General features: G+C 72.2%; 19 protein-coding genes and 2 pseudogenes. 15 read left to right on the top strand and 6 right to left on the bottom strand.

Going from position 1 to position 21,627, the window contains the following annotated elements; translation table 11 throughout:
* The first annotated feature begins 57 nt into the window (after positions 1-57).
* From WME79_RS10975 to WME79_RS10965, 3 genes are all read left to right on the top strand, one after another.
* Positions 58-585 (top strand): tetratricopeptide repeat protein, encoded by a 528-nt coding sequence (locus tag WME79_RS10975; RefSeq protein WP_437534695.1) that lies wholly within the window; start codon positions 58-60, stop codon positions 583-585.
* Between the two features lie 41 nt (positions 586-626).
* The gene (gene sthA, locus WME79_RS10970) at positions 627-2,024 is read left to right on the top strand and encodes a Si-specific NAD(P)(+) transhydrogenase (protein WP_437534694.1); all 1,398 of its coding nucleotides are present in this window, start codon (positions 627-629) and stop codon (positions 2,022-2,024) included.
* Positions 2,025-2,185: 161 nt separating this feature from the next.
* Positions 2,186-2,830 (top strand): Uma2 family endonuclease, encoded by a 645-nt coding sequence (locus WME79_RS10965; protein WP_437534693.1) that lies wholly within the window; start codon positions 2,186-2,188, stop codon positions 2,828-2,830.
* 56 nt (positions 2,831-2,886) lie between these two features.
* Here WME79_RS10965 and WME79_RS10960 read toward each other — a convergent pair whose 3' ends face one another.
* Together WME79_RS10960 and WME79_RS10955 are read right to left on the bottom strand one after the other, a co-directional pair.
* Positions 2,887-3,648: a hypothetical protein gene (locus WME79_RS10960; RefSeq protein ID WP_437534691.1), complete on the bottom strand. Its 762-nt coding sequence runs from the start codon at positions 3,646-3,648 to the stop codon at positions 2,887-2,889.
* Positions 3,645-5,657 carry a hypothetical protein gene (locus WME79_RS10955; RefSeq protein WP_437534689.1) on the bottom strand — a complete coding sequence of 671 codons (2,013 nt, stop codon included), beginning with the start codon at positions 5,655-5,657 and terminating at the stop codon, positions 3,645-3,647. Before WME79_RS10955 ends, WME79_RS10960 begins: the two co-directional genes overlap by 4 nt.
* Positions 5,658-6,092: 435 nt before the next feature.
* Between WME79_RS10955 and WME79_RS10950 the strand changes: the two genes are divergently transcribed.
* From WME79_RS10950 to WME79_RS10910, 9 genes and pseudogenes are all read left to right on the top strand, one after another.
* Positions 6,093-6,854 (top strand): SDR family NAD(P)-dependent oxidoreductase, encoded by a 762-nt coding sequence (locus WME79_RS10950; protein ID WP_437534687.1) that lies wholly within the window; start codon positions 6,093-6,095, stop codon positions 6,852-6,854.
* Positions 6,851-7,357 (top strand): RidA family protein, encoded by a 507-nt coding sequence (locus tag WME79_RS10945; protein ID WP_437534686.1) that lies wholly within the window; start codon positions 6,851-6,853, stop codon positions 7,355-7,357. Before WME79_RS10950 ends, WME79_RS10945 begins: the two co-directional genes overlap by 4 nt.
* Before the next feature lie 32 nt (positions 7,358-7,389).
* Positions 7,390-7,932, top strand: coding sequence for a MarR family winged helix-turn-helix transcriptional regulator (locus WME79_RS10940; protein ID WP_012234634.1), 543 nt, complete (start codon positions 7,390-7,392; stop codon positions 7,930-7,932).
* A 43-nt stretch (positions 7,933-7,975) separates the two neighbouring features.
* Positions 7,976-8,860, top strand: a pseudogene (locus WME79_RS10935) (enoyl-CoA hydratase family protein); the annotation flags it as partial.
* The gene (locus tag WME79_RS10930; RefSeq protein ID WP_437534685.1) at positions 8,857-10,137 is read left to right on the top strand and encodes an acyl-CoA dehydrogenase family protein; all 1,281 of its coding nucleotides are present in this window, start codon (positions 8,857-8,859) and stop codon (positions 10,135-10,137) included. The pseudogene WME79_RS10935 and the gene WME79_RS10930, both read left to right, overlap by 4 nt.
* A gap of 2 nt (positions 10,138-10,139) precedes the next feature.
* Entirely contained in the window at positions 10,140-11,624 is a 1,485-nt protein-coding gene (locus WME79_RS10925; protein ID WP_437534683.1) for an NADH:flavin oxidoreductase, read from the top strand.
* Between the two features lie 2 nt (positions 11,625-11,626).
* Positions 11,627-13,330 carry a benzoate-CoA ligase family protein gene (locus WME79_RS10920; RefSeq protein WP_437534681.1) on the top strand — a complete coding sequence of 568 codons (1,704 nt, stop codon included), beginning with the start codon at positions 11,627-11,629 and terminating at the stop codon, positions 13,328-13,330.
* Positions 13,331-13,333: 3 nt separating this feature from the next.
* Positions 13,334-14,128: a creatininase family protein gene (locus WME79_RS10915; RefSeq protein WP_437534679.1), complete on the top strand. Its 795-nt coding sequence runs from the start codon at positions 13,334-13,336 to the stop codon at positions 14,126-14,128.
* Positions 14,129-14,497: 369 nt separating this feature from the next.
* Positions 14,498-15,214 (top strand): annotated as a pseudogene (locus WME79_RS10910) (DNRLRE domain-containing protein); the annotation flags it as partial.
* A 59-nt stretch (positions 15,215-15,273) separates the two neighbouring features.
* Here the strand turns inward: WME79_RS10910 and WME79_RS10905 are convergent.
* Positions 15,274-15,471: a hypothetical protein gene (locus WME79_RS10905; protein ID WP_437540136.1), complete on the bottom strand. Its 198-nt coding sequence runs from the start codon at positions 15,469-15,471 to the stop codon at positions 15,274-15,276.
* Positions 15,472-15,559: 88 nt separating this feature from the next.
* Here WME79_RS10905 and WME79_RS10900 point away from each other — a divergent pair, with 88 nt between their 5' ends.
* Complete coding sequence (locus WME79_RS10900; RefSeq protein ID WP_437539816.1) at positions 15,560-16,501, top strand: formylglycine-generating enzyme family protein; 942 nt, start codon at positions 15,560-15,562, stop codon at positions 16,499-16,501.
* Here the strand turns inward: WME79_RS10900 and WME79_RS10895 are convergent.
* Positions 16,464-17,237, bottom strand: coding sequence for a hypothetical protein (locus WME79_RS10895; protein ID WP_437534678.1), 774 nt, complete (start codon positions 17,235-17,237; stop codon positions 16,464-16,466). The two genes, WME79_RS10900 and WME79_RS10895, sit on opposite strands and share 38 nt — an antisense overlap.
* Positions 17,238-17,616: 379 nt before the next feature.
* Here WME79_RS10895 and WME79_RS10890 point away from each other — a divergent pair, with 379 nt between their 5' ends.
* On the top strand, positions 17,617-18,666 hold the full coding sequence (locus tag WME79_RS10890; protein ID WP_437534677.1) for a L,D-transpeptidase: 1,050 nt from the start codon (positions 17,617-17,619) through the stop codon (positions 18,664-18,666).
* Between the two features lie 62 nt (positions 18,667-18,728).
* Positions 18,729-19,913 (top strand): acyl-CoA dehydrogenase family protein, encoded by a 1,185-nt coding sequence (locus WME79_RS10885; RefSeq protein ID WP_437534676.1) that lies wholly within the window; start codon positions 18,729-18,731, stop codon positions 19,911-19,913.
* A gap of 29 nt (positions 19,914-19,942) precedes the next feature.
* Here the strand turns inward: WME79_RS10885 and WME79_RS10880 are convergent, their stop codons facing one another.
* Together WME79_RS10880 and WME79_RS10875 are read right to left on the bottom strand one after the other, a co-directional pair.
* Complete coding sequence (locus tag WME79_RS10880) at positions 19,943-21,070, bottom strand: lipase family protein (RefSeq protein ID WP_437534675.1); 1,128 nt, start codon at positions 21,068-21,070, stop codon at positions 19,943-19,945.
* Between the two features lie 241 nt (positions 21,071-21,311).
* Positions 21,312-21,593, bottom strand: a complete 282-nt coding sequence (locus WME79_RS10875; RefSeq protein WP_437534674.1) for a hypothetical protein — start codon at positions 21,591-21,593, stop codon at positions 21,312-21,314.
* Between the last annotated feature and the right edge of the window lie 34 nt (positions 21,594-21,627).

Below are 21,627 nucleotides of genomic sequence, written 5' to 3'. Positions count from 1 at the left end.
GGCCGGTACCACGAAGGAGCCCAGGACGGCGCGCCGATTCTGGCTAGACTGCGGGCCATGGTGCTCAGAGCCGTGGTGGACGAATCGATCGACGCCGCCCACTGGGAGGCCGTCGAGGAGGCGGCCGAGCTCCTGCAAGAGGAGCAAGTCCAGGAGGCGCTCGTCGCGCTGCGCGACGTGATCAAGGCCTCCCCGTCGAACCCGTACGCGTACAACCTGCTCGGGCACGCGCTCTACGAGCTCGGCCAGCTCGAGCCGGCGCGCGATGCGTACCGCGCCGCCGTGCGGCTCGCGCCGAGCTTCCTCGGTGCGCGGGTGGCCCTGTCGCACGCGCTCCGTCGGCTCGGCGACACGGAGGGCGCGATCGCGCAGGCGAAGGAGGCGCTCCGCCGGTTCCCGAAGGACGGCGAGGCGATGCACGCGATGGGGCTGGCGTACGCGGCCCGCGGCAACCGCGCGCTCGCGCGGAAGCACCTCCAGGGCTTCCTGGACGCGGGCCCTGAGGTCGAGGCCGCGATGGAGGTGCGGCAGATCCTCGAGATGCTCGGCGTCGGGAACGACGACGAGCCGCTCCAGTTCGAGTAGCCTTCTCCGGCGCGCGCGGCGCGCCGGAGGCAAGGAACTCGATGGTGACCACCCCGCACTTCGATCTCATCATCATCGGCACGGGGCCGGGCGGCGAAGGCGCCGCCATGACGGCCGCGAAGCACGGCAAATCGGTCGCGGCGATCGAGCGCTACACGCGGGTCGGCGGGGGCTGCACCCACTGGGGGACGATCCCCAGCAAGGCGCTGCGCCGCGCGATTTACCACATGAACCTGATCAACCAGAGCCCCATCTACAAGCGGATGGATGTGGTTCCGGAGTACCCATTCGCCGAGCTCCTCGCGACCGCGAACCGCGTCATCGACGAGCAGGTCGACCTGCGGGAGAGCTTCTACGACCGGAACCGCGTCCAGCTCATCCCGGGGCAGGCCAGGTTCGTCGATCCGCGCACGATCGAGGTGGAGAGCGACGGCGGCCAGCGCCGGCGGTACACGGCCGACAGCTTCGTCATCGCGACCGGCTCGCGCCCGTACCGGCCGGCCGACATCGACTTCAGCCACCCGCGCGTCTTCGACAGCGACACGCTGCTGCGCATGGATCACACCCCCCGGAGCATCACCATCTTCGGGGCGGGCGTCATCGGCTGCGAGTACGCGTCGATGCTGCGCAACATGCAGGTCGCCGTGAACCTCGTGAACACGCGCTCCCATCTCCTGGAGTTCCTCGACGACGAGATCACCGACGCGCTCGGGTACCACTTCTGCGACAAGGGGATCCGCGTCCTGAACGGCGAAGAGCACGAGACGGTCGAGGCCACGAAGGAGGGCGTCGTGCTCTCCCTGAAGAGCGGGAAGAAGCTCCGGAGCGAGGTCTTCCTCTGGGCCAACGGGAGGTCGGGCAACACGGCCGAGCTCGGCCTGGAGAGCGTCGGCATCACGCCGAACAAGCGCGGTCAGCTCGAGGTGAGCGAGACCTTCCAGACGAGCCAGCCGCACATCTACGCGGTCGGCGACGTGGTCGGCTTCCCGGCGCTCGCGAGCGCGAGCTACGACCAGGGCCGGTACGCGGCCAGCCACATCTGCGGCGACGCCGACGACAAGCTGGTCCGGGACATCCCCACGGGCATCTACACGACGCCCGAGATCTCGTCGCTGGGCAAGAGCGAGCGGGAGCTCACGGCGGAGAAGGTGCCTTACGAGGTGGGGAAGTCGACATTCAAGACGCTCGCGCGCGCGCAGATCACAGGCCAGCAGGTCGGGATGCTGAAGCTGATCTTCCACCGCGAGACGCTCGCGCTGCTCGGGATCCACTGCTTCGGCGAGAACGCCGCGGAGATCATCCACATCGGGCAGGCGATCATGTCGCAACCTGCGCCGCACAACACGATCCGGTACTTCGTGAACACGACGTTCAACTACCCCACCATGGCCGAGGCCTACCGCGTCGCGGCGCTCGACGGGCTGGGGCGCGTGTTCTGAGGACGCGGCTCCCGAGCGCACCCGGGCCCGCCCCTGGCAGCGTCCGGCGAGTCCATGGCGCGCGTCAGGGCCGTCCAGCGGGGCGGCGGCGCGTGGGCGCTCGGATCGGCGGTTGCCAGCGCGCGGCGCGGGGGTGATACTCCCTGGAGGAGCACGCTGTCATGGCCGCCGCCGCACCCCTCCTCGTCCCCCCTGCCGGCGCCGCCGACGCGGGCGCGGCGAACGGCTCGGAAGACCAGCTCTTCGTCGTTCATGACGTCTCGTGGGAGGCGTACGAAGCCATCCTGGCCGCCCTCGGCGACCGGGCTGGCGTGCGGGTGACGTACTGCGAGGGAGTGCTGGAGCTGATGAGCCCGGGCGGACCGCACGAGGGGCGGAAGAAGATCCTGGCCCGTCTCGTCGAGGCCTATGCGGAGGAGGCGGAGCTGCCTCTCAGCGGGTACGGCAGCATGACCGTCCGCAAGAGGCTCGCGGAGCGGGGGGTGGAGCCGGATGAGTGCTACCTGCTCGGGACGGTCGAGGACGGGGAGATCCCGGAGCTCGCGATCGAGATCATCGAGAAGAGCGGGACGATCAACAAGCTCTCCGTCTATGCGGGGCTCGGCGTGCCCGAGGTCTGGTTCCTGAAGAAGGGGAAGCTCTCCATCCACCTCCTCGGCCCGGACGGCTACGCGGAGGTGGGGCAGAGCCGGCTCCTGCCGGGGCTCGACGTCGCGGGGCTGACGGAGTTCATGCTGCGCAAGGGCGATCAGACGACCGTGGTGCGCGCGTGGCGCGCAAGGCTCCGGGAGCGGGGCGCCCGGTGAGCTCGGTCCGCTGAGCGACGAAGCGCCGTCGACCGAGGCGCTTCGAGGCCAGCCCCCTACCTCCCGCCGCTCGCCCGCGCCACGCACACCGCCGCGATCACCTCCGACCCCGCCTCCCGCGCCGCGATCTCGCACGCGCGCCACGCCGCGAGCCGCTCCGGCCCCGCGGCGCCCCGCGGCGCCGCCGCGACCCGCGCCTCGACCGAGCGCGCGAAGGCGTCCAGCGCCGCCTCGTCCCCGCGCGCTGACAGGAGCCCGCCCAGCGTGAGCGCCGCATGCGCGACCTGCCGCTCCGCGCCCGGGTACATCTCCTCCGCGAGCGCCTCGACGAGCGCCGGGAGGTCGCGGCGCGCCGCGGCCTCGCGCGCCCGCACCTCGGGCGCCGCGGCCTCGGCCCCTGCGACGCCGAGGCGCCGCTCCAGGTAGCCGACCACCGAGCGGGCGACGCGCTGGAACGAGGCCAGCCCGTCGGTCGGCGCCTCGAGCACGCCGCCCCCGGCGCGCGCGCCCGCGACGTCGAGGTCGAGCACGATGACGAGATCCTCCCGCTCCCCGATGACCAGGAGGTCGTGCGCCCAGTCGAGCGAGCGCTCCTCCGCGAGCCACGCCGTCGCCCGCGCGACGTCGCCGCGCGGCAGGATCAGCGTGCCGTCCGGGAGCGCGATGCCGTCCGCCGCCGCGTAGAGGGCCGCGAGATCCGGCGGCTCGGCCAGCGCGAGGGACCACGCGCCTGCCCCTGCCGCCGGGGGCCGCGCCTCCACGCCGGCGCATGCGAGCAGCGCGGCGACGCGCGACGCGAGCACATCAGCCGCGCTCATGGCGCCGGCACCCGCCCGCAGGGGGCGTCCGCGAGGTTCTGGAGGAAGCCGTGGGCCTGCGCGGCCGCCGCCGGCACGTCGAAGATCACGAAGTGACCGTCGCTCCCCTCGGGGACCGGCCACTGCGCGAGCAGCCCCGACGCGCGGCCGCCGGCGAGGTTGCCGGCGAGCCCTCCGGGCGGCACCTCGACGGGCGCGGGGCCGCCGAAGCCGTACTCCCGGATCGGACGCTGCGCAGGCAGCTGCAGCGGCAAGCCCATCGCCAGGGCGTGCATCTCGATGCCGCGAGGCGGCGCAAAGCTGTCGCCGGTGCCATCCGGGTTGATGCCCTCGGTCATGTAGATGCTCTTCGGCGCGAAGCCGTCGCGGGGCGCGACGAACAGGCGCGCAGCGTAGTGGATCGGATCGACCACGTCGACGATCGACTGCGCGAGCGAGATCGCGGGGTGGAACTCGTTCACCTCGCCCTCCTCCTCGCCCATCAGCCCGAGGAAGACCGACTTGACCAGCGCCGCGATGTTCGGCGGCGGGTTCGTCTTCTCGAGCAGGGTGACCGACATGACCGCCGATGCCCCGGAGAGCACCCCGCCCCGCGCCGAGTCGTCCGCCGCGAGGTAGAGCGGGCCGTTGAGCCCGCCCTGGGAGTGCCCGAAGAACAGGATCTTCGACGGGTCGAACCGGATCTCCTCCCCCGTGGTGGACACGGCGGCGGGCACCATCATCCGTGACTCGGTGAAGAGGCGCGCCCGCTGCACCTCGTCGAGCGCCGACTGCCGCGCGTTCGTCCGCGCCGCGGCCACGTTCTGCACGTTGTAGTAGAGGAGCCCGGCCTGCGACGGATCCTGCGGCGCCTCCGGGCGCGTGCCGTGGAAGATCTGGTCCACGCCCATGACCGCGAGGCACCGCTCCGCGAGCTCCTGGCCGGTGCCGCGGCGGACGTAGGAGCGGTAGTCGCCGCCGGTGCCGTGGGCGAAGAGCACGACGGGGTAGCCGGCCTCCGGCATGGGGCAGCGGCTCGCGGCGGGGACCGTGAGCGAGAAGCGCAGGTCGAAGTAACTCGCGATCACCGGCTCGCCGGCCTTGCTCCCGAAGCCGCCGCCGTCGTCGTGGCTGAGGTACGGCGCCCGGCCGATCTGGTAATTCGGCGACGGGCCGTACACGCCGGTGTACTCGTCCCACGTCGCCTGGTGGCTGAGGAGCTGCCAGAGCGCGGGCCGCGCGTCCGGCGGCGGGACGCTCGCGAGCAGGTGGTCACGCAGCGCGAAGAGCTCCGCGGTGGGGTCGGAGGTGGTGAACACCGTGAGGTGAACGATGCGCTCCCGGTCGACGCCCGCGGCCTCGATCTCGTCCACCGCCGGCGCGAGCGCCTCCCTGACGGCGTCGGGCGTGACGCTGGCCTGGCCGATCCCGAGCGCCTCGCGCAGCTCCGGGCTCGCCTCCACCGCGCCGCCGCCCTCGCCGCGCACCGCGTCCGTGACGACGAGCGCGTACCGGGTCCGCGGCCGGAGCGGGAAGCCCATCACGGGCATGATGGCGAGGGTGTTCGCGGGCCAGTAGACGCCGGCCTCACGCCGGAAATGGATCGAGATCGGCCGCCGCGCTCCGCGCTCCGGCGAGCCCGGATCGACGTCGATGAGCTGCACCGTCCCGAGGGGGCTCATGGCGAGCGCGGGCGTCGACGGGAGCGAGGACACGTCGATCGGCCCGGCGAACCGCAAGAACCCCGCTGCGGCCGGAGAGAAGCCGTCAAGGACCGAGTCCATCTCGCGAATGTACTCGTCCAGGATCCTGAGGCGACGCGGGTTGTGGTAGCCGTCGAGCCGGACCGCGCCGCCCTCGCGGCGCAGATCGCTCGGCCACGGCGCGTCGAAGAACCGCTCTCCGCGGAGCTCGCCTTGCCGCGCAGGCGAGACCCAGATCGACGAGACGCTCGGGGGCGCATCGCCGCAGCCGAGCGCCGCGACGAGCGACGATGCCGCGGCCGCCATCGCAGCGAGGGAGGGGCGCATGAGGGCATGGTGGCGCACGCGTTCGTCGAGATCGACGGTCCGAGCTCGCGCTGAAGCAGGCAGACCGCCGCGGCGCGCGCGGCGCTTCGTCACGAACACGCTCGCCTTCGTCGCGGGCGCGCACGCAGCTCCGTCGCGGACGCGCGCGAGCCGGAGCGCACGGCACGCCCGCTCTGGTCGTAGTCGATGCTCCCCGCCCACTACGTTCCAGACGACCACGCGTAGCGTACGCCGAGCGCGGCGAGCGCGGCGAGCGCGGCAAACGCGGCAAGCAACCAAGCGCCAGACGAGCGAGGAGAGCGAGGAAACCAGGGCCGAGCCGCGCGTTCCGTCGCGAGATGGCCGGCTCCGACCTCAGCGAGCGGCCGCCGCAGCGAGCGCCGACGAGGGTGACTTCGGCTTGTGCTTCATATATATATGATTTAGGTGCTCCGGATGTCGCTGGAAGGCAGGATCGCGCTCGTCACGGGTGGGGGTCGCGGCATCGGCCGGGCGATCGCCGAGCGGCTCGCGCAGGGCGGCGCCCGCGTCGCCGTCGCAGGCCGCACGCAGGCCGAGATCGAGGAGACGGCGGCGGCCATCGGGGGCGTCGCCGTCCGGCTCGACGTCGGCGATCGCGAGGGCGCGCCGTCGGCGATCGCCGCGCTCGAAGGCCAGCTCGGGCACATCGACGTGCTCGTCAACAACGCGGGCGTCGCCGAGAGCGCGCCGTTCGACAGGACCAGCGACGCGCTCTGGGACCGCATGCTCGCGGTCAACGTGACCGGCGCCTTCGCGCTCTGCCGCGCCCTGATCCCGAAGATGATCGCGCGCGGGTTCGGGCGCGTCGTCAACGTCGCCTCGACCGCCGGGCTCGTCGGGTGCGCCTACTCGACCGCGTACTGCGCGTCGAAGCACGCCATGGTCGGCATGACCCGCGCCATCGCGCTGGAGATCGCCCGGACGCCGGTGACCATCAACTGCGTCTGCCCCGGGTGGGTCAACACGAAGATGGCGGACGAGGCGATCTCCCGCATCGCGGAGAAGACCGGGCGGGGCGAGGATGCGGCGCGGCGGTCGCTCGAGTCGATGTCGCCTCAGGGCCGGATGGTCGAGCCCGCCGAGGTCGCGCTCGTCGTGGCGATGCTCTGCAGCGACGAGGCGCGCAGCATCCATGGCCAGGCGATCCCGGTCGACGGGGGGCAGGTGATGCGGTGAACGGCGATCTCGAGATGGTGCAGCCGGCCGGGTGGCCTGCGCCGCGAGGCTACACGAACGGCGTCGTGACGCGCGGCAGGACGCTGCACATCGCGGGGCAGATCGGGTGGGACCCCGCGTCCGGGCAGTTCCGGAGCGACGATCTGGCCGAGCAGTTCGCCCAGTCGCTCGACAACGTGCTCGCGGTCGTCGCGGCCGCCGGCGGGGAGCCGGCCGACGTCGCGCGCATGACCGTCTACGTGACCGATCTCGATGCGTACAGGAGCTCGCTCCGCGCGATCGGCGCCGCGTGGCGGGCGCGGTTCGGCAAGCACTTCCCTGCGATGGCCCTCGTCGGCGTCGCGGGGCTCGTCGAGCGGCGCGCGCTCGTCGAGATCGAGGCCGTCGCGGCGCTCGGCGCGCGCGGCGAGGCCGCGGCCCAGGGCGCGGTTGTGGAGATCGACGCGGCCGCGGCGGCGCCGCCCTCCACGAGCGCGCGGGGTGGGGGCGAGGGCGGCCCGTGAGGCGCGGGGCGCCGGCGAGGCGGCCGCTCGCCGTGGTCCCCCCGCCGGAGAGCGCGCGCGGCGACCAGGCGGCCGTGCGCGCCTGGGTGCGCATCCTCGCCGTCCACAAGCGCGCTCTCGCCGCCATCCGCGAGGACCTGGAGCACGAGATGACCCTCCCGCGCTTCGACCTCCTGGCGAACCTCGTGCGCAGCGACGGGCAGACGCTCGCGTCGCTCTCCCGCAGCATGCTCGTCACGGCGGGCAACCTCACCGGGCTCGTCGATCGCGCGGCGCGCGACGGCATGGTCGAGCGGCGGGCCGACCCGAGCGACCGCCGCGCGTGGCGGGTGCACCTGACCGCCAAGGGGCAGCGCGCGTTCCGCGACGCCGAGCGGCGGCACGCCGCGCGCGTGGCGAAGGTGTTCTCCGGGCTGAGCCCGGCCGAGCTCTCCACGCTGACGCGGCTGCTCGACAAGCTGCGCACCACGCTCCGCGAGCCGGACATGCCCGTCCCGTCGCGCCCCGGCAGCGCCCGCGCGCACGCCGAGCGCAGCGCGCGGAGCCCCCCGCGGCGCACGCGGACGAAGCCCTGATCGCGCGAGGCTCGCGTCCGGCGCGCACCGGACCCAGGAGACCCCCATGACCCTCACACCCCGCTCCTTCCAGCTCGAGCTCAGCCGCGGCGTCGCGGAGATCACGCTGAGCCGCCCCGACCGCCTGAACGCCCTCACCTTCGAGGTCTACGGCGAGCTCACGGCGACGTTCCGCTCGCTCGAGCGCTCGGCCGCGCGCGCGGTCGTGCTCACCGGAGCAGGGCGGGGCTTCTGCTCGGGCGGCGACGTCGAGGGCATCATCGCCGAGCTGTTCGCGCGCGACGCGCGGGGGCTGCTCGAGTTCACCCGCGTGACCGGCGCGCTGATCCAGAGCATCTGCGAGCTCCGGCGCCCGGTCATCGCCGCCATCAACGGGGTCGCCGTCGGCGCGGGCGCGGTGATCGCCGCCGCCTGCGACCTGCGCATCGCCGCGGCGAGCGCCCGCTTCGGGTTCATCTTCCCCAAGGTCGGCCTGTCCGGCGCCGACATGGGCGCCTCGTACCTCCTGCCGCGCATCGTCGGCCAGGGGCGCGCCGCCGAGCTGCTCTTCTTCGGCGATCTCATCGGCGCCGACGAGGCGCTCCGCATCGGCCTCGTGAACCGCGTCGTCGCCGACAGCGACGCGCTGGGCGTGGCGCGCGGCTGGGCCGAGCGCCTCGCGCGCGGGCCAGCGTTCGCGCACGCGATCACCAAGCAGATGCTCGAGAGCGAGCGCACGATGCCCCTCGCCGCCGCGATCGAGGCCGAGGCGCAAGCGCAGGCCATCTGCATGGCCCACCCCGACTTTCGCGAGGCCCACGAGGCGAACAGGGCGAAGCGCCCGCCCCGGTTCGAGGGCGCCGACCTGGGCGACGCGCCGGCCGCTCCCGGCGACGCCGACGCGCCCCCCACCCCGCGGTCCACCGGCCAGGAGACGCCCCGCGTATGAGCAGGCTCGCGCTCTCCTCCGCCGAGCTCCCCGTCTTCTTCGAGGAGCGCCACGCCGCCCTCGCCGCGCGGCTGACGCCCGAGGCGCTCGCGCCCCTCGCGCGGCTCGCCGAAGCGCACGACACCGCCGCCGTGGCGCGCAGCATGGGCGAGCCGCTCGGGCTCTACGCGCACCTCGTCCCCGAGGCGCTCGGCGGCGCGCCGAGCGGCAGCGGCCTCCCCGCGGACGCGACCGCCATCGACGTGCGTTCCCTGGTCCTCATCCGCGAGGCGCTCGGCCAGGTCGCCCCGCTCGCCGACGCGATCTTCGCGGTGCAGGGGCTCGGCTCGTACCCGATCGTGCTGGCCGGCAGCGACGCGCAGCGCCGCGCGATCCTGCCCGACGTGCTCTCGGGGCGGCGCATCGGGGCCTTCGCGCTGACCGAGCCCGAGGCGGGCAGCGACGTCGCCTCGCTGAGGACCGAGGCCTGCCGCGAGGGCGACGGATGGGTCCTCGACGGCGAGAAGGTGCTGATCTCGAACGTGCCGCTCGCGCACCACCTCGTGGTCTTCGCCCGCACGGGCGCGCCGCCGCGCGACAGCGGCGGCACAGCGGGCGAGCGCGGCGGCGGGCGCGCCGCGATCACGGCGTTCCTCGTCGACAGCGGCGCGAAGGGCGTCGCCTCGGAGCCGCTCCCGATGTCGATCCCGCACCCGATCGGCCGGCTCCGCTTCGAGGGCTGCCGCGTGCCGGACAGCGCGCGGCTCGGCGAGGTGGGCGGCGGCTTCAAGCTCGCGATGCAGACGCTCGACGCCTTCCGGATCTCGGTCGGCGCAGCGGCGAACGGGATGGCGGCGCGCGCGCTCCGCGAGGCGATCGCGCACGTCACGCGGAGGAGGCAGTTCGGGGCGCCCCTGTCCGAGCAGCAGATGGTGCGCGCCTACCTCGCCGAGATGGCGACCGAGCTCGACGCGGCCCGCCTCCTCGTCGCCCGCGCGGCCCACAAGCGCGACACGGCTGCGGCCGGCGCGGCGGCGCGCGTCTCGACCGAGGCGGCCATGGCGAAGATGTTCGCCACCGAGGCGGCGCAGCGGATCATCGACCGCGCGGTCCAGCTCCACGGCGGCATGGGGGTCATCGAGGGGACCGAGGTCGAGCGGCTGTACCGCGAGATCAGGCCGCTGCGCATCTACGAGGGGACGACGGAGATCCAGAAGCTCATCATCGCGAAGGGGATCCTCGAGCGCGCCGCCGCGGAGCCCCCGGCCGACGGGCCCGCTCGCGACGGGGCGCGGTAGCCATGTGGAAGCCGCCGGAGCGGATCCGCCACGCGCTGCCCCGCGAGGAGCCCAAGGCCGCGGGCGAGGCGGCGCGCGCGCGCCTCTTCTCGCCGCTCCGCCTCGCCTCGGGCCTCGAGCTCGCCGAGCGCTCGTGGGTGCCCGCGATGGTCCCGTGGCGCGCGACGGAGGAGGGCGTCGTCACGCAGGACGTGCTCGACTGGTACGGCCGCTTCGCCGATGGCCAGCCCGGCGCCCTCGTGGTCGAGGCGACCGGGATCCGCGACGTGCCGAGCGGTCCGCTGCTCCGCGTCGGACACGATCGGTTCGTCCCGGGGCTCCGGGAGCTCGTCCGGACGGTCCGCGCGCGGAGCGCCGGCCGGACGCGCGTGTTCCTTCAGCTCATCGACTTCCTCCGCATCCGCAGGCGCCCGGCGAAGGACAGGTTCCTGCGGGAGTTCCTGGAGATCACCGGCGCGCACCGGCGCGCCCTGTCCGAGGCGCTCGGGGAGCCGCCGCTCGGGGACGCGCCGGAGCTCGAGGTGCGCGCGCGGCTGCTCGCGCTCGACGACGCGCGGCTCGAGGCCGTGCTCGCGCCTCGCGAGCTCGAGGCGCTGCGCTTCGGCGAGCGCGAGCGCGTCACCGACGTCGCGCTCCCTCACATCCGCGACCTGCCGCGGACGCTGCCGGGCCTCTTCGCCGAGGCCGCCGTGAGGGCGCGCGAGGCGGGCTTCGACGGGGTCGAGCTCCACTACGCGCACGCCTACACCATGGCCTCGTTCCTGTCCGCGCTGAACACCCGCTCGGACGGCTACGGCGGCGATCGCGAGCGCCGCGCGCGCCTCCCGCTCGAGGTCTACGCGGCGGTGCGCGCCGCCGTCTCCGCTCGCTTCACGGTGGGCTGCCGCTTCCTCTGCGACGACATCATCGCGGGGGGCAGCCGGGTCGACGACGCGGCGTTCTTCGCGCTCGCGTTCGCGCGCGCTGGCATGGACTTCCTCTCGCTGTCGACCGGCGGCAAGTTCGAGGACGCGAAGCAGCCCAAGGTCGGCGAGGCCGCGTACCCCTACACCGGCCCGAGCGGGTACGAGTGCATGCCGACCGCGCTCTCGGACGCGGCGGGGCCGTTCGGGCGGCAGGTGCCGAAGCAGGCGCAGATCCGGCGCGCCCTGCGCGAGGCCGGCCTCGGCACGCCGGTCGTCGTCGCGGGGGGGATCTGCACGTTCGCCCAGGCCGAGGCGATCCTCGCGCGCGATGAGGCCGATCTCATCGGGGCGGCACGGCAGACGCTCGCGGATCCCGACTGGTTCCTGAAGGTGCGGCTCGGCCGCAGCGGTGAGGTCCGGCGCTGCATCTATTCCAATTACTGCGAGGCGCTCGATCAGCGCCACCGACCGGTGACGTGCCAGCTCTGGGATCGCGAGGGGCTCGACGAGCCGGGGGTCGCGACCACGGAGGGCGGAAAGCGGCGGCTCACGGCGCCGCGATGGAGGCGAGAGGAGGCGTGACGATGACCGCACCGACGTTCCCTGACGAGTTCAACCTCGCCGACTACTTCCTGTTCGATCGGCTGCGCGAGGGGCTCGGCGACAAGGTCGCGCTGCTCTTCGGCGATCAGCGGCACACCTACGCCGACGTCGCCGAGAAGGTCCGGATGCTCCAGGCGCACCTCGCCGTCGAGGGCGTCGCGCTCGAGCAGCGGGTGCTCATCGTCCTGCACGACTCGCCCGCGTTCGTCTGGGCCTTCTTCGCGGCGCTGAGCCACGGCGCGGTCGTGGCGATGGGCAACCCCGAGGCGCCGGCGCCCGACCTCGCGCACCTCGTCGAGTACACGCGGGCCGCCGCGGTCGTCACGATCCCGCGCGTGGCCGAGGCGCTCGCGCTTCAAGGCGCGCTCGAAGCCACGAACGTCCGCACCGTCGTGCTGGTGCCCGAGGTCCCGACCGGCGGCGATCTCGAGGCCGACCTCCCGGTGTCGCCGGCCCTCGCGGCGCTGCGGGGCACCTCGCTCCGCGGCGCCCTCGCGCAAGGGCGCGCGGCGCTCGCGGCGAAGCGCGCCCCGGCAGGCCCCCGCCCCACCCGGCGCGACGACATCGCCATCTGGCTCTTCACGTCCGGCTCCACCGGCAGGAGCAAGGCGGCCATGCACACGCACCGCGACTTCGCCTTCAACACCGAGCGCTACGCCAAGGCGACCGTGGGCTACCGCAAGGACGACATCACCGTCTCGGTGCCGCGCCTCTTCTTCGGCTACGCCACGGGCACCAACCTGATGTTCCCCTTCGCCGTCGGCGCGACGTCAGGCCTCTTCGTCGAGCGGCCGACGCCGGAGTCGCTCGCGCGGTACATCGAGCGCTATCGCCCGACGGTCGTCACCAACGTCCCGACGATGATGGGCAAGCTGCTCGATGACGACGACGCCCGCGCGGCGCGCGGCGAGCCGCGCCTCGATCTCTCCAGCGTCCGCTTCCACCTGTCCGCGGGCGAGGCGCTGCCGCCGGCGCTCCTCGAGCGCTTCCGCGCGCGGTTCCACGCCGACATCTATGACGGCATCGGCTCCGCAGAGATGTTCCACATCTACTGCACGAACCGCCCTGGCGATGTGCGCCCGGGGTCGCTCGGCCGCGTCGTGGAGGGGTACACGATCAAGATCCTCCCCTCGGACGCGGCCGGGCCGGGCGCGCCCGAGCTCCCGCCCGGCGAGACCGGTGTCATGTGGGTGAAGGGCGACTCGGTCGCGCTGGGCTACTTCCAGGATCGCGAGAAGAGCTGGGGCACCTTCCACGGCCACTGGTGCCGGACTGGCGATCTCTTCCGCATGGATGCCGAGGGCTACCTCTGGTTCAGCGGGCGCGCCGACGAGCTGCTCAAGGTAGGCGGCGTCTGGGTCGCGCCGGTCGAGGTGGAGGAGTGCCTGACCGAGCACCCGGCCGTCAGCCTCGCCGCCGTGATCGGCGCCGAGGAGGCGGGCCTCGTGAAGCCGAAGGCGTTCATCGTGGTCCGCGACGACGCGCGCGGCCGCGTCGCCACCGACGAGGGGAGGGCCGAGCTCGCCCTGGAGCTCAAGGCCTTCGTGAAGGACCGGCTGAGCAAGCACAAGTACCCGCGCTGGGTCGCCTTCGTCGATGACGTCCCCAGGAACGACCGTGGCAAGGTCGATCGCAAGGCGCTCCGGCAGCGCGAGGCCGCTGGCGAGAACCCGGCGGGCCTGTAGCCCATGCAGGCCGCGCCGCGCCTCGCGGAGCTCACGACGGAGGAGCTCGCTGCGCTCCTGGTGGCCGGCGCGCCTTGCGTCGCGCTCGTGCCGGTCGGGTCGGTCGAGCCGCACGGCCCGCACCTGCCGCTCGGTACGGACACGCTCATCGGCGAGGCCGCGGCCGAGCAAGCTGGCCGCCGGCTATGGGCGCGCGGCGTCGCTGCGCTCCTCGCCCCGCCCGTCGGTTATGGCGTGACCGACTTCGCGGCGGGCTTCGCCGGCGCGATCTCGATCCCGGCGCCCGCGCTCACCGCCTTTCTGCGCGCCGTCGCCGAGGCCTACCTGTCGGCGGGCCTGTCGCACGTCTGCTTCATCAACAACCACCTCGAGCCGGAGCACGACCGCGCCGTGCGCGCCGCCACCAGCGACCTGCCCCCGGGCCGCGCCTCGGTGGCGTGCCCGCTCGCGCGCCGCTGGGCACGGACGCTCTCCGCGGAGTTCCGGAGCGGCGCCTGCCACGCGGGCCGTTACGAGACCTCGCTCGTCCTCGCCGCGGCCTCCGCGCTCGTCCGGCGAGACATCGCCCAGGCCCTGCCCGACCTCGGCCTGAGCCTGTCGGAGGGCATCAAGGCAGGAGCGAAGACCTTCCGCGCGCTGGGCATGGACGCCGCCTACACCGGATCTCCGCGCGAGGCGTCCGAGGACGAAGGCCGCGCGTTGCTGGATCTGCTCGCGACGATGATTGTCACCGAGGTCGAAGAAGGCCTCTCCAGCGCTTCCGGCCACGAGCCCGCGCCAGGAAAAAGCCGCGGGTAAGCCAACGAGCGGCCAGGTAGACAAAAGCAGGCATCTCTGCTCCAGCACCACCCCCCTCACGCTCGCCTGAACGGCAGAATCCGCCATCGACTCACGCGCCTCGGCAAGCTGAGCAGGTCACTCAGGCCGCCCGTGCCGCGCGAAACGCAACGCAAACGTGAGCGGCAGCACAAATGCGCTTCACGGCGCTCGACAATCACCATCGACTTGAGCAATAATATTTAGTTTTGCTCTGACACCACAAGCAAGATCATCAGATTTTTGACAACAAACCTCGATTCCCAATTGACGCGTTCAATTCCAAGCCGTACAACGGTATCGTTTTCCTCGCGCGCTGTTTAACGCCAGAACGATCCGACGGCTGACCTGATGAAGGTGATGCTTTACGGCGCGCAGGCAGATGGTGGTTTTGGCGGGGGCGCTCTCTGGCGTTCCTGCGCGACGGCATCACATGCAGCCTCGCGGGCGGAGCTGGCCCGACGACGCGGATCGGAGAGCATCATGAGGAATCGAACGATCATGAGAGGGTCTCGGCATCTGCTCCTGGCCTCTTTCGCCGCCGCCTCCGGCGCGGCGCTCGCCGGGTGCGTCGGCGCACAAGACGAAGGTGGCGAACTGCTCGGTGAGGCGCAGCAGGCCGCGACGGTCTGTGTGACTCTCCAGCGCACCGGGACGACGGGCGTGGTCAAGGATGCCCTCATCAATTCGACCTATCCCACCTACACCCCCACCGGCGCCGACATGTACGCCGGAGAGAGCTCCGGCTCCACGCTGCGTGGGCTGATCGCGTTCGATCTCTCGTCGATCCCTGCCAATGCCACCATCGTCTCGGCGGATCTCAACCTCAACATGGGCGCCTCGACCCCCGACGTGATGCGCGTGCACCGGGTCACGACGGCCTGGGACGAGAACACCGTGACGTGGAACTCGCACTCGACCGCCTGGGATCCTACGGTCCTGGGAACGCTCACGGCGAGCGCGGGATACACGTACGCTTACCACACGCTCAGCCTCACGAGCACCGTACAGAGCTGGGTGAACGGCACCGTCCCGAACAACGGCGTGTTCTTCGAGCAAACCTTGAATCGCACCCACATCCGAACGAGCGAGAGCTCGGCGGATCGGCGGCCGTATCTCCGCGTCTGTTATGACAGCGCGACGGGCGGCACGGCGTCGACGTCAAGCAGCTCAAGCTCCACGACGGCCTCCAGCTCAAGCTCCACGACGGCCTCCAGCTCAAGCTCCACGACGGCCTCCAGCTCAAGCTCCACGACGGCCTCCAGCTCAAGCTCCACGACGGCCTCCAGCTCAAGCTCCACGACGGCCTCCAGCTCAAGCTCCACGACATCGGGCTCCGGTGGCGCGGGCGGCGCCGGTGGCGCGGGTGGTGCCGGCGGCGCGGGTGGCGCGGGTGGTGGGGGCGGCGGAGGCGTGCCTGGCCTGCCGATCAGCTGCAACAGCAGCACGCCAGGCGCAGGTGCCAATTGCGGCGTCGAGGGGAGCGATAGTTGCTGCTCGACCCTTCCGGTCCCGGGCGGCACGTTCAACCGGCTCAACAATGCGGGCCTGCCGGCGACGGTCAGCAGCTTCTACCTCGACAAGTACACGGTCACGGTGGGGCGCTTCCGGCAGTACCTCGAGCAGACCGGCGGCCCGACCCAGGCCAACCCGCCGGCCGCCGGCGCGGGTGCGCACCCGAAGATCGCGAACAGCGGCTGGGACCCGTCGTGGAACGCTCAGCTCACGGCCAACACGAGCGCGCTCAAGACGGCGCTCATCTGCGATCCCTATGGATGGCCGTCATGGAGCGACACGCCGGGAGGCAAGGAGAAGAAGCCGATCGTCTGCGCGACGTGGTACGAGCTGTTCGCGTTCTGCGCGTGGGACGGCGGCCGGCTGCCGACCCAGGCGGAGGTCAACTACGCCTCTGCGGGCGGCAACGAGCAGCGCCTGTACCCGTGGGGCGGATCGAGCGTCTATGATATCACGCTTCAGGACGCGTCCTGGTGCTGCCAGGGCGACGGCTCGGTGGCGGGCGACTGCGTCACGGGGTATCCGTCGCTCTATCCCTGTTCGCAGACGGACCTCACGGACGTCGGCAAATTCCCCCATGGCGCAGCGCGGTGGGGTCACCTCGACCTGGCCGGCAACGCGTACAAGGCCACCCGCGATGGCTCGGATATCTATCAGCTGCTGACGCCCTGCAACGACTGCTCGCGACTCGACAACAGCTCGAACACGCGCTTCATGCACGGCGGCAGCTTCCTGGCCGCCGCCTTCAAGCAGACGACGGACTATCAGGTCTCCTACGCGGGCAGCTCGCGGCGCTACTACGTCACGGCGACGTGCGCGCGCGATCTCCCCACGCCGTGACGCCGCTCCAGCCGGCGGCCCGGCGAGGCGACTGCGCGCCGCCCTGGTGAAGCCGGCGGGCGCGGATCCGCCGCGCACCGCGCCAAGGCGCCCGCCGGCCCTGCTGGGCCTCCAGGCGGGCGCCTCCTGCCGGCGAGCCGCTCGCTCCCGTGCCCTCCCGCTCTCCTGAACTCCCCTTGAACTTGGCCCCCGCCGGCGCCTCCTGATACGCGCGCTCCATGCGCGTGAGAGGCGTCCTCCTCCTGCCGGCGATAGCGCTCGCGACGCTGAGCGTGAGCTGCCCGCGCCCTGCCTCCGAGCCCGCCGCGACGTCCCCGGCCCCTGCGCCCGCCTCCGCCGTCACCGCGCCGCTCGCCGCAGCCGCGCCCACCGTCGCTGCCCCGGCGCCCGCCGCCAGCGCGGAGGACGCCGCGCCGCCCAGCGCGGAGGCCGCGATGCCGCCGGGCGCTCTCGCCGCGGCGCCGGGCGGCGACCCGCTCGCGTTGCCGGCGCTGCCGCCGGAGCTCGTCGATGACGGATCCGACAAGCTGCCCGAGATCGATCCTCCCCCGGCCACCTCGCCGACGGCGGCCGAAGAGGAGGTCCACGAACTCGCGAGCATCGCCAGAGAGACGTGGATCTTCGCCGAACCGCGCTGGACCAGCCGGCGCATCGGGTACCTGCGCGCCGGCGCCGTGGTCGCGCGCAGGCCGGAGCCGTCCGGCAGGACATCGTGCGCCGAGGGCTGGTACCACATCGAGCCGAACGGCTACGTCTGCATCGGCGCCAGCGCGACGCTCAACATTCACGACCTGGCGGTCGAGGCATCGTCTCGCCGTCCAGTCCGTCGGTTCGCTTCGCCCACCCTGCCGGTCGTTCGTGGCGAGGCCGCGCCTGCCGCGACACAGGCGGGCGAGGCCACACTTGCCGGGACGCAGCCGGGCGAGACCGCACTTGCCGCAACGCAGCCGGGCGCAAACGCACTTGCCGCAACGCAGCCGGGCGCAAACGCACTTGCCGCAACGCAGCCGGGCGCAAACGCACTTGCCGCAATGCAACCGGGCGCAAACGTACTTGCGGCAACGCAGGCAGGCGACGCGACAACGCTGCTCGGCGGCCTGCCCTACGCGTACGTGATGTCTCGCTCCCCCACCCCACCGCTCTATGCGCGCCTTCCCGACGAGGACGAGCAGCGCGGCGCCGAGCCCGACCTCGCCGCGCACCTGCTCCGCGCCGCGACCGCCGCGCGCGCTCCGGACTTCGTCGCGCCGCCGCCTCCGGACGCGACCCCCTCGGTGCTGCTCTACGGGCGGCCGGCGCCCGGGCTCGCCGGCGATCGCCGCTCTCCCGACGCGCTCGTCCTGGGCCGCGCCCGGACGCGCTCCGGCTTCGCCCTGCTCTCGACCTTCGACCACGACGGGCGCCGCTTCGGCCTGACGACCGACCTCGCCGTCCTGCCGCTCGACCGCACCCGCGTCATCCGGCCGAGCGCCTTCGCCGGGCTAGCGCTCCCGGAGGACGTCACCTTGCCCGTGGCCTTCGCCAGGCGCCGCCACGCCGCGCGCCTCGTCCCAGGCGAGCGCGGCGGCGTCACCCGCGCCCCGCTCCGCTTCCGCGAGGCGATCCCCCTGTCCGGCGCCTCGCGGCGCCTCGGCGGCATCGACTACCTCGAGGCGCGGGACGGCTCGCTCGTCCGCTCGGACGAGGTCGTGCGCGTCGACCCGCTCCCCCGGACCCCCGCGTGGGCGGTGCGCGGGCGGAAGTGGATCGACGTCTCCATCGACAAGCAGAGCCTCGTCGCCTACGAGGGCGCCCGCCCGGTCTACGTGACGCTCGTCTCGACGGGGGCGGACGGCCTCGGCGATCCCAAGACGACGCGCTCTACCATCCAGGGGCTGTTCCGCATCCACACGAAGCACGTCACGGTCACGATGGACGGCGACGAGGAGGAAGAGGATCCGTTCGACTTCCGCGACGTGCCTTTCGTCCAGTACTTCACGGAGGGCTTCGCGTTCCATGCGGCCTACTGGCACGACGATTTCGGCACCGCGCGCAGCCACGGCTGTGTGAACCTCTCTCCGCTCGACGCCGCCTGGCTGTTCGAGTGGACGACCCCCGAGGTGCCGGCCGAATGGCACGGCGCGCTCTCGCTACGGAAGGGCACGCTCGTCTCCATCCGCCCCTGAGCCGGCGGCCTCCCGGCGCTGCCCCTTCCGCGCCGCGCGAAGGCACGCTACACGCTCGCTCCATGGCCACCCAGGAGCCCCTCTCGCTCGATCAGCTCATGGCGATCGATCCGCTGCTCTCCGAGGAAGAGCGCATGATCCGCGATGCCGTCCGTCGCTTCGTGCGCGAGCGGTACCTGCCGCGCGCCGCGGACCTGTTCGCGCGCGAGGAGTTCGCGACCGACCTGATCCCCGAGATCGCCGCGCTCGGCCTGCTCGGTGGCTCGCTGACCGGCCATGGCTGCGCCGGCATGAATTCGGTCGCTTACGGCCTCGCGCTGCAGGAGCTCGAATATGGCGACAGCGGCCTGCGCAGCTTCGTGAGCGTCCAGGGCTCGCTGGCGATGTTTCCGATCTGGAAGTACGGCTCCGAGGCGCAGAAGCAGCGCTGGCTGCCGAAGATGGCCGCCGCCGAGCTGATCGGGTGCTTCGGCCTGACGGAGCCCGACAGCGGGTCGGATCCGAGCTCGATGAAGACCCGCGCCCGGAAGGACGGGAGCTCGTACGTGCTGACCGGCACGAAGATGTGGATCACGAGCGCGCCGATCGCAGACCTCTGCGTGGTGTGGGCCAAGGTCGATGACGGAGGAGCCGAGTCCATCCGCGGCTTCGTGGTGGAGCGCGGGATGAAGGGCCTGGAGACGCCGCTCATCCACGGCAAGATGAGCCTGCGCGCCAGCCCGACCGGGGAGATCGTGCTCAACGAGGTGCGCGTCCCGGAGGAGAACGTGCTCCCAGGCGTGGTCGGCCTGAAGGGCCCGCTCGGCTGCCTGACGCAGGCGCGCTTCGGGATCGCGTGGGGCGCGCTGGGCGCCGCGCGCGCCTGCTACGAGACGGCGGTCTCCTATGCGCGCGAGCGCACGCAGTTCGGCCAGCCGATCGCGTCACGGCAGCTCATCCAGTCGGAGCTCGTCGAGATGGCGATGGAGATCGCGAAGGGGCAGCTCATGGCGCTGCACTTCGGGCGGCTGAAGGACACGACCGGCATCAGCCCGGTGCAGGTCTCCCTGTGCAAGCGGAACAACGTGGGCTGGGCGCTCAAGATCGCGCGGACCGCGCGGGGCGTGCTCGGCGCCAACGGGATCCTGCTCGATTACCCGGTCATCCGGCACATGCTCAACCTGGAGAGCGTGTACACGTACGAGGGCACCGACGAGGTGCATTGTTTGATCCTCGGCAACGCGATCACGGGACACAACGCGTTCTGAGCGATGCCGCCGGCCCTCAGGGAGCGACGTCAGTCGAACTCTGCTCCCGGGGCGGCTTCCAGCGACGTGCGCATGTAGTTCAGCGGCGAGTGGTGACCCCAGGAGAATGGCAGCCTCACCCCCTGCAAGGGGATCACGTCCTGCATGAACCAGGCCAGGACGCCGATGAGGTTGCTGAGCCCCAGGGTGATCGCCTGGCGCACGGGCCTCGTTCCATGGATCCAGCCGGCGTCCGACGAGTCGTACCGCTGACCGAAGTGCGCGAAATCACCCATGATGCGCGGCGGTAAGCGCGGCACGATGTCCCGCCCGTAGACATGGCGGAAGAGCTTCTTCCCGAGCTCCTCGTTCACGCGCTGGAAGGCCGTATCACCCACCATGGGCTGGCCGTACGTGTACACGCCCCGGAGCCAGCTCCTGACGGTTTGACGATTCCTGTCGAACACCCCGGCGTCCGCCTGCGCATAAAGGAGCGCCGCGGCGAGCGCCGCCAGCGCGCCGCCGAGGCTGTGGCCGGTGATGTACAGCGCCGGGGTCAGCGCCCGCTCATCCTCCTCGGGGAACGCAATCGTGGATGCGAGCGACGCCGCCGACTCGCTACCTCCAGGCTTCGCCACACCGCACTGCGACAGGTACTTCTCCTGCGTGCTCTCGAGCTGAGCACAGATCGATTGCCCCCCCAGGCCTGCCTTGAGGAGGTCCTGGAGCAGCGGCCACACCGAGCGGAGGGCGCGCTGGAAGCCGCCATGGACCCTCCCGCCGGCCGTGAAGTTCTCCGCTCGGGCGCTCACGTCCGTCAGCCAGTTGATGGCATTTTGTGGTTGTGTCCCCCGGAAGCTCAGGATGGTCAATTTCCTGCCGGGGCTCTGGATCAGGAGGGCAGAGGTATCGAAGAAGAGCGCGTCGTTCCTGGTGACGATCTCGACGCAGTCACACCCCTCCAGCCCACGACGCGACATCGCTGCGCAGAACGTCCCCGCGTCTGAATACGTCCAGGCCGACAGGAAGGAGAAGGTCCGAGCGTGAGCGCGATCGTACACGCCCTCCTCGGTCCTCAGGAGGCGAAGGATGTTCTGCTTGGACGCCTCGGATATGGGCTTTCCAGACTCCGCCCCCGTGGCGCCGATGCCCATCGCGTGAATGCCTCTGACGATCATGATCTCTTCGCTCCTTCTGGATGGCTCGAGCCGCTCGACAGCGAGGCGCCGGGGCGCCCCGCAGATCACAGGGAAGATGTGTCCCGGCCGATTCGGGAGCCGCGGGCCGCTCCGGTGGGCGACCGGGGCAGCGCGAGCAGGCCTCTCGCCTGCCGCCGCCCCCGGTTGCGTCCGCCTCCGGCAGCGCTCGTCAATTCAACAGGACGATCGCTTGCTAAGACTACCAGTCTGGCAATTCCATTCAATGTTGGAGCACCACGTCGAGCCTCCTTCGAGGGTTTCCGACGCCGGCGATCTCCAGGGGGGCACGCTCGCCGCGCGCCGTCGATTCCGGCGCGAGCGTGCCCGACATTCCGGACGTCCGCCGGCCTGCAGAGCCCTCGGGCAGAATCGGGCCGCGTATCGCGCTGCGCATCGCGAACGGCGTCACGCGGGCGTCGAGCGAGCGGCCTATGAGGCGCCGCCGGCGAGCTTTCTTATCCATTGCCGACAGCGGCGCCGGACTCGCGACGAAGAGAACCACGAGAAGCCTGCTGCTTCGGGGCTGGTCGTTCGGA

It is taken from the genome of Sorangium sp. So ce726, assembly GCF_051521405.1.
Lineage (GTDB): Bacteria > Myxococcota_A > Polyangia > Polyangiales > Polyangiaceae > Sorangium.
Note: the sequence above shows the minus strand (reverse complement) of the source record. Positions and strands in the feature narration are given on the sequence as shown.

Bases quoted from the DNA above. Each gene is read 5' to 3' on its own strand.
- WME79_RS10975 (WP_437534695.1), top strand. From the start codon at position 58: ATGGTGCTCAGAGCCGTGGTGGACGAATCGATCGACGCCGCCCACTGG.
- sthA (WP_437534694.1), top strand. From the start codon at position 627: ATGGTGACCACCCCGCACTTCGATCTCATCATCATCGGCACGGGGCCG.
- WME79_RS10965 (WP_437534693.1), top strand. From the start codon at position 2,186: ATGGCCGCCGCCGCACCCCTCCTCGTCCCCCCTGCCGGCGCCGCCGAC.
- WME79_RS10960 (WP_437534691.1), bottom strand. From the start codon at position 3,648: ATGAGCGCGGCTGATGTGCTCGCGTCGCGCGTCGCCGCGCTGCTCGCA.
- WME79_RS10955 (WP_437534689.1), bottom strand. From the start codon at position 5,657: ATGCGCCCCTCCCTCGCTGCGATGGCGGCCGCGGCATCGTCGCTCGTC.
- WME79_RS10950 (WP_437534687.1), top strand. From the start codon at position 6,093: ATGTCGCTGGAAGGCAGGATCGCGCTCGTCACGGGTGGGGGTCGCGGC.
- WME79_RS10930 (WP_437534685.1), top strand. From the start codon at position 8,857: ATGAGCAGGCTCGCGCTCTCCTCCGCCGAGCTCCCCGTCTTCTTCGAG.
- WME79_RS10925 (WP_437534683.1), top strand. From the start codon at position 10,140: ATGTGGAAGCCGCCGGAGCGGATCCGCCACGCGCTGCCCCGCGAGGAG.
- WME79_RS10920 (WP_437534681.1), top strand. From the start codon at position 11,627: ATGACCGCACCGACGTTCCCTGACGAGTTCAACCTCGCCGACTACTTC.
- WME79_RS10915 (WP_437534679.1), top strand. From the start codon at position 13,334: ATGCAGGCCGCGCCGCGCCTCGCGGAGCTCACGACGGAGGAGCTCGCT.
- WME79_RS10895 (WP_437534678.1), bottom strand. From the start codon at position 17,237: ATGTGGTACCAGCCCTCGGCGCACGATGTCCTGCCGGACGGCTCCGGC.
- WME79_RS10890 (WP_437534677.1), top strand. From the start codon at position 17,617: ATGTCTCGCTCCCCCACCCCACCGCTCTATGCGCGCCTTCCCGACGAG.
- WME79_RS10885 (WP_437534676.1), top strand. From the start codon at position 18,729: ATGGCCACCCAGGAGCCCCTCTCGCTCGATCAGCTCATGGCGATCGAT.
- WME79_RS10880 (WP_437534675.1), bottom strand. From the start codon at position 21,070: ATGATCGTCAGAGGCATTCACGCGATGGGCATCGGCGCCACGGGGGCG.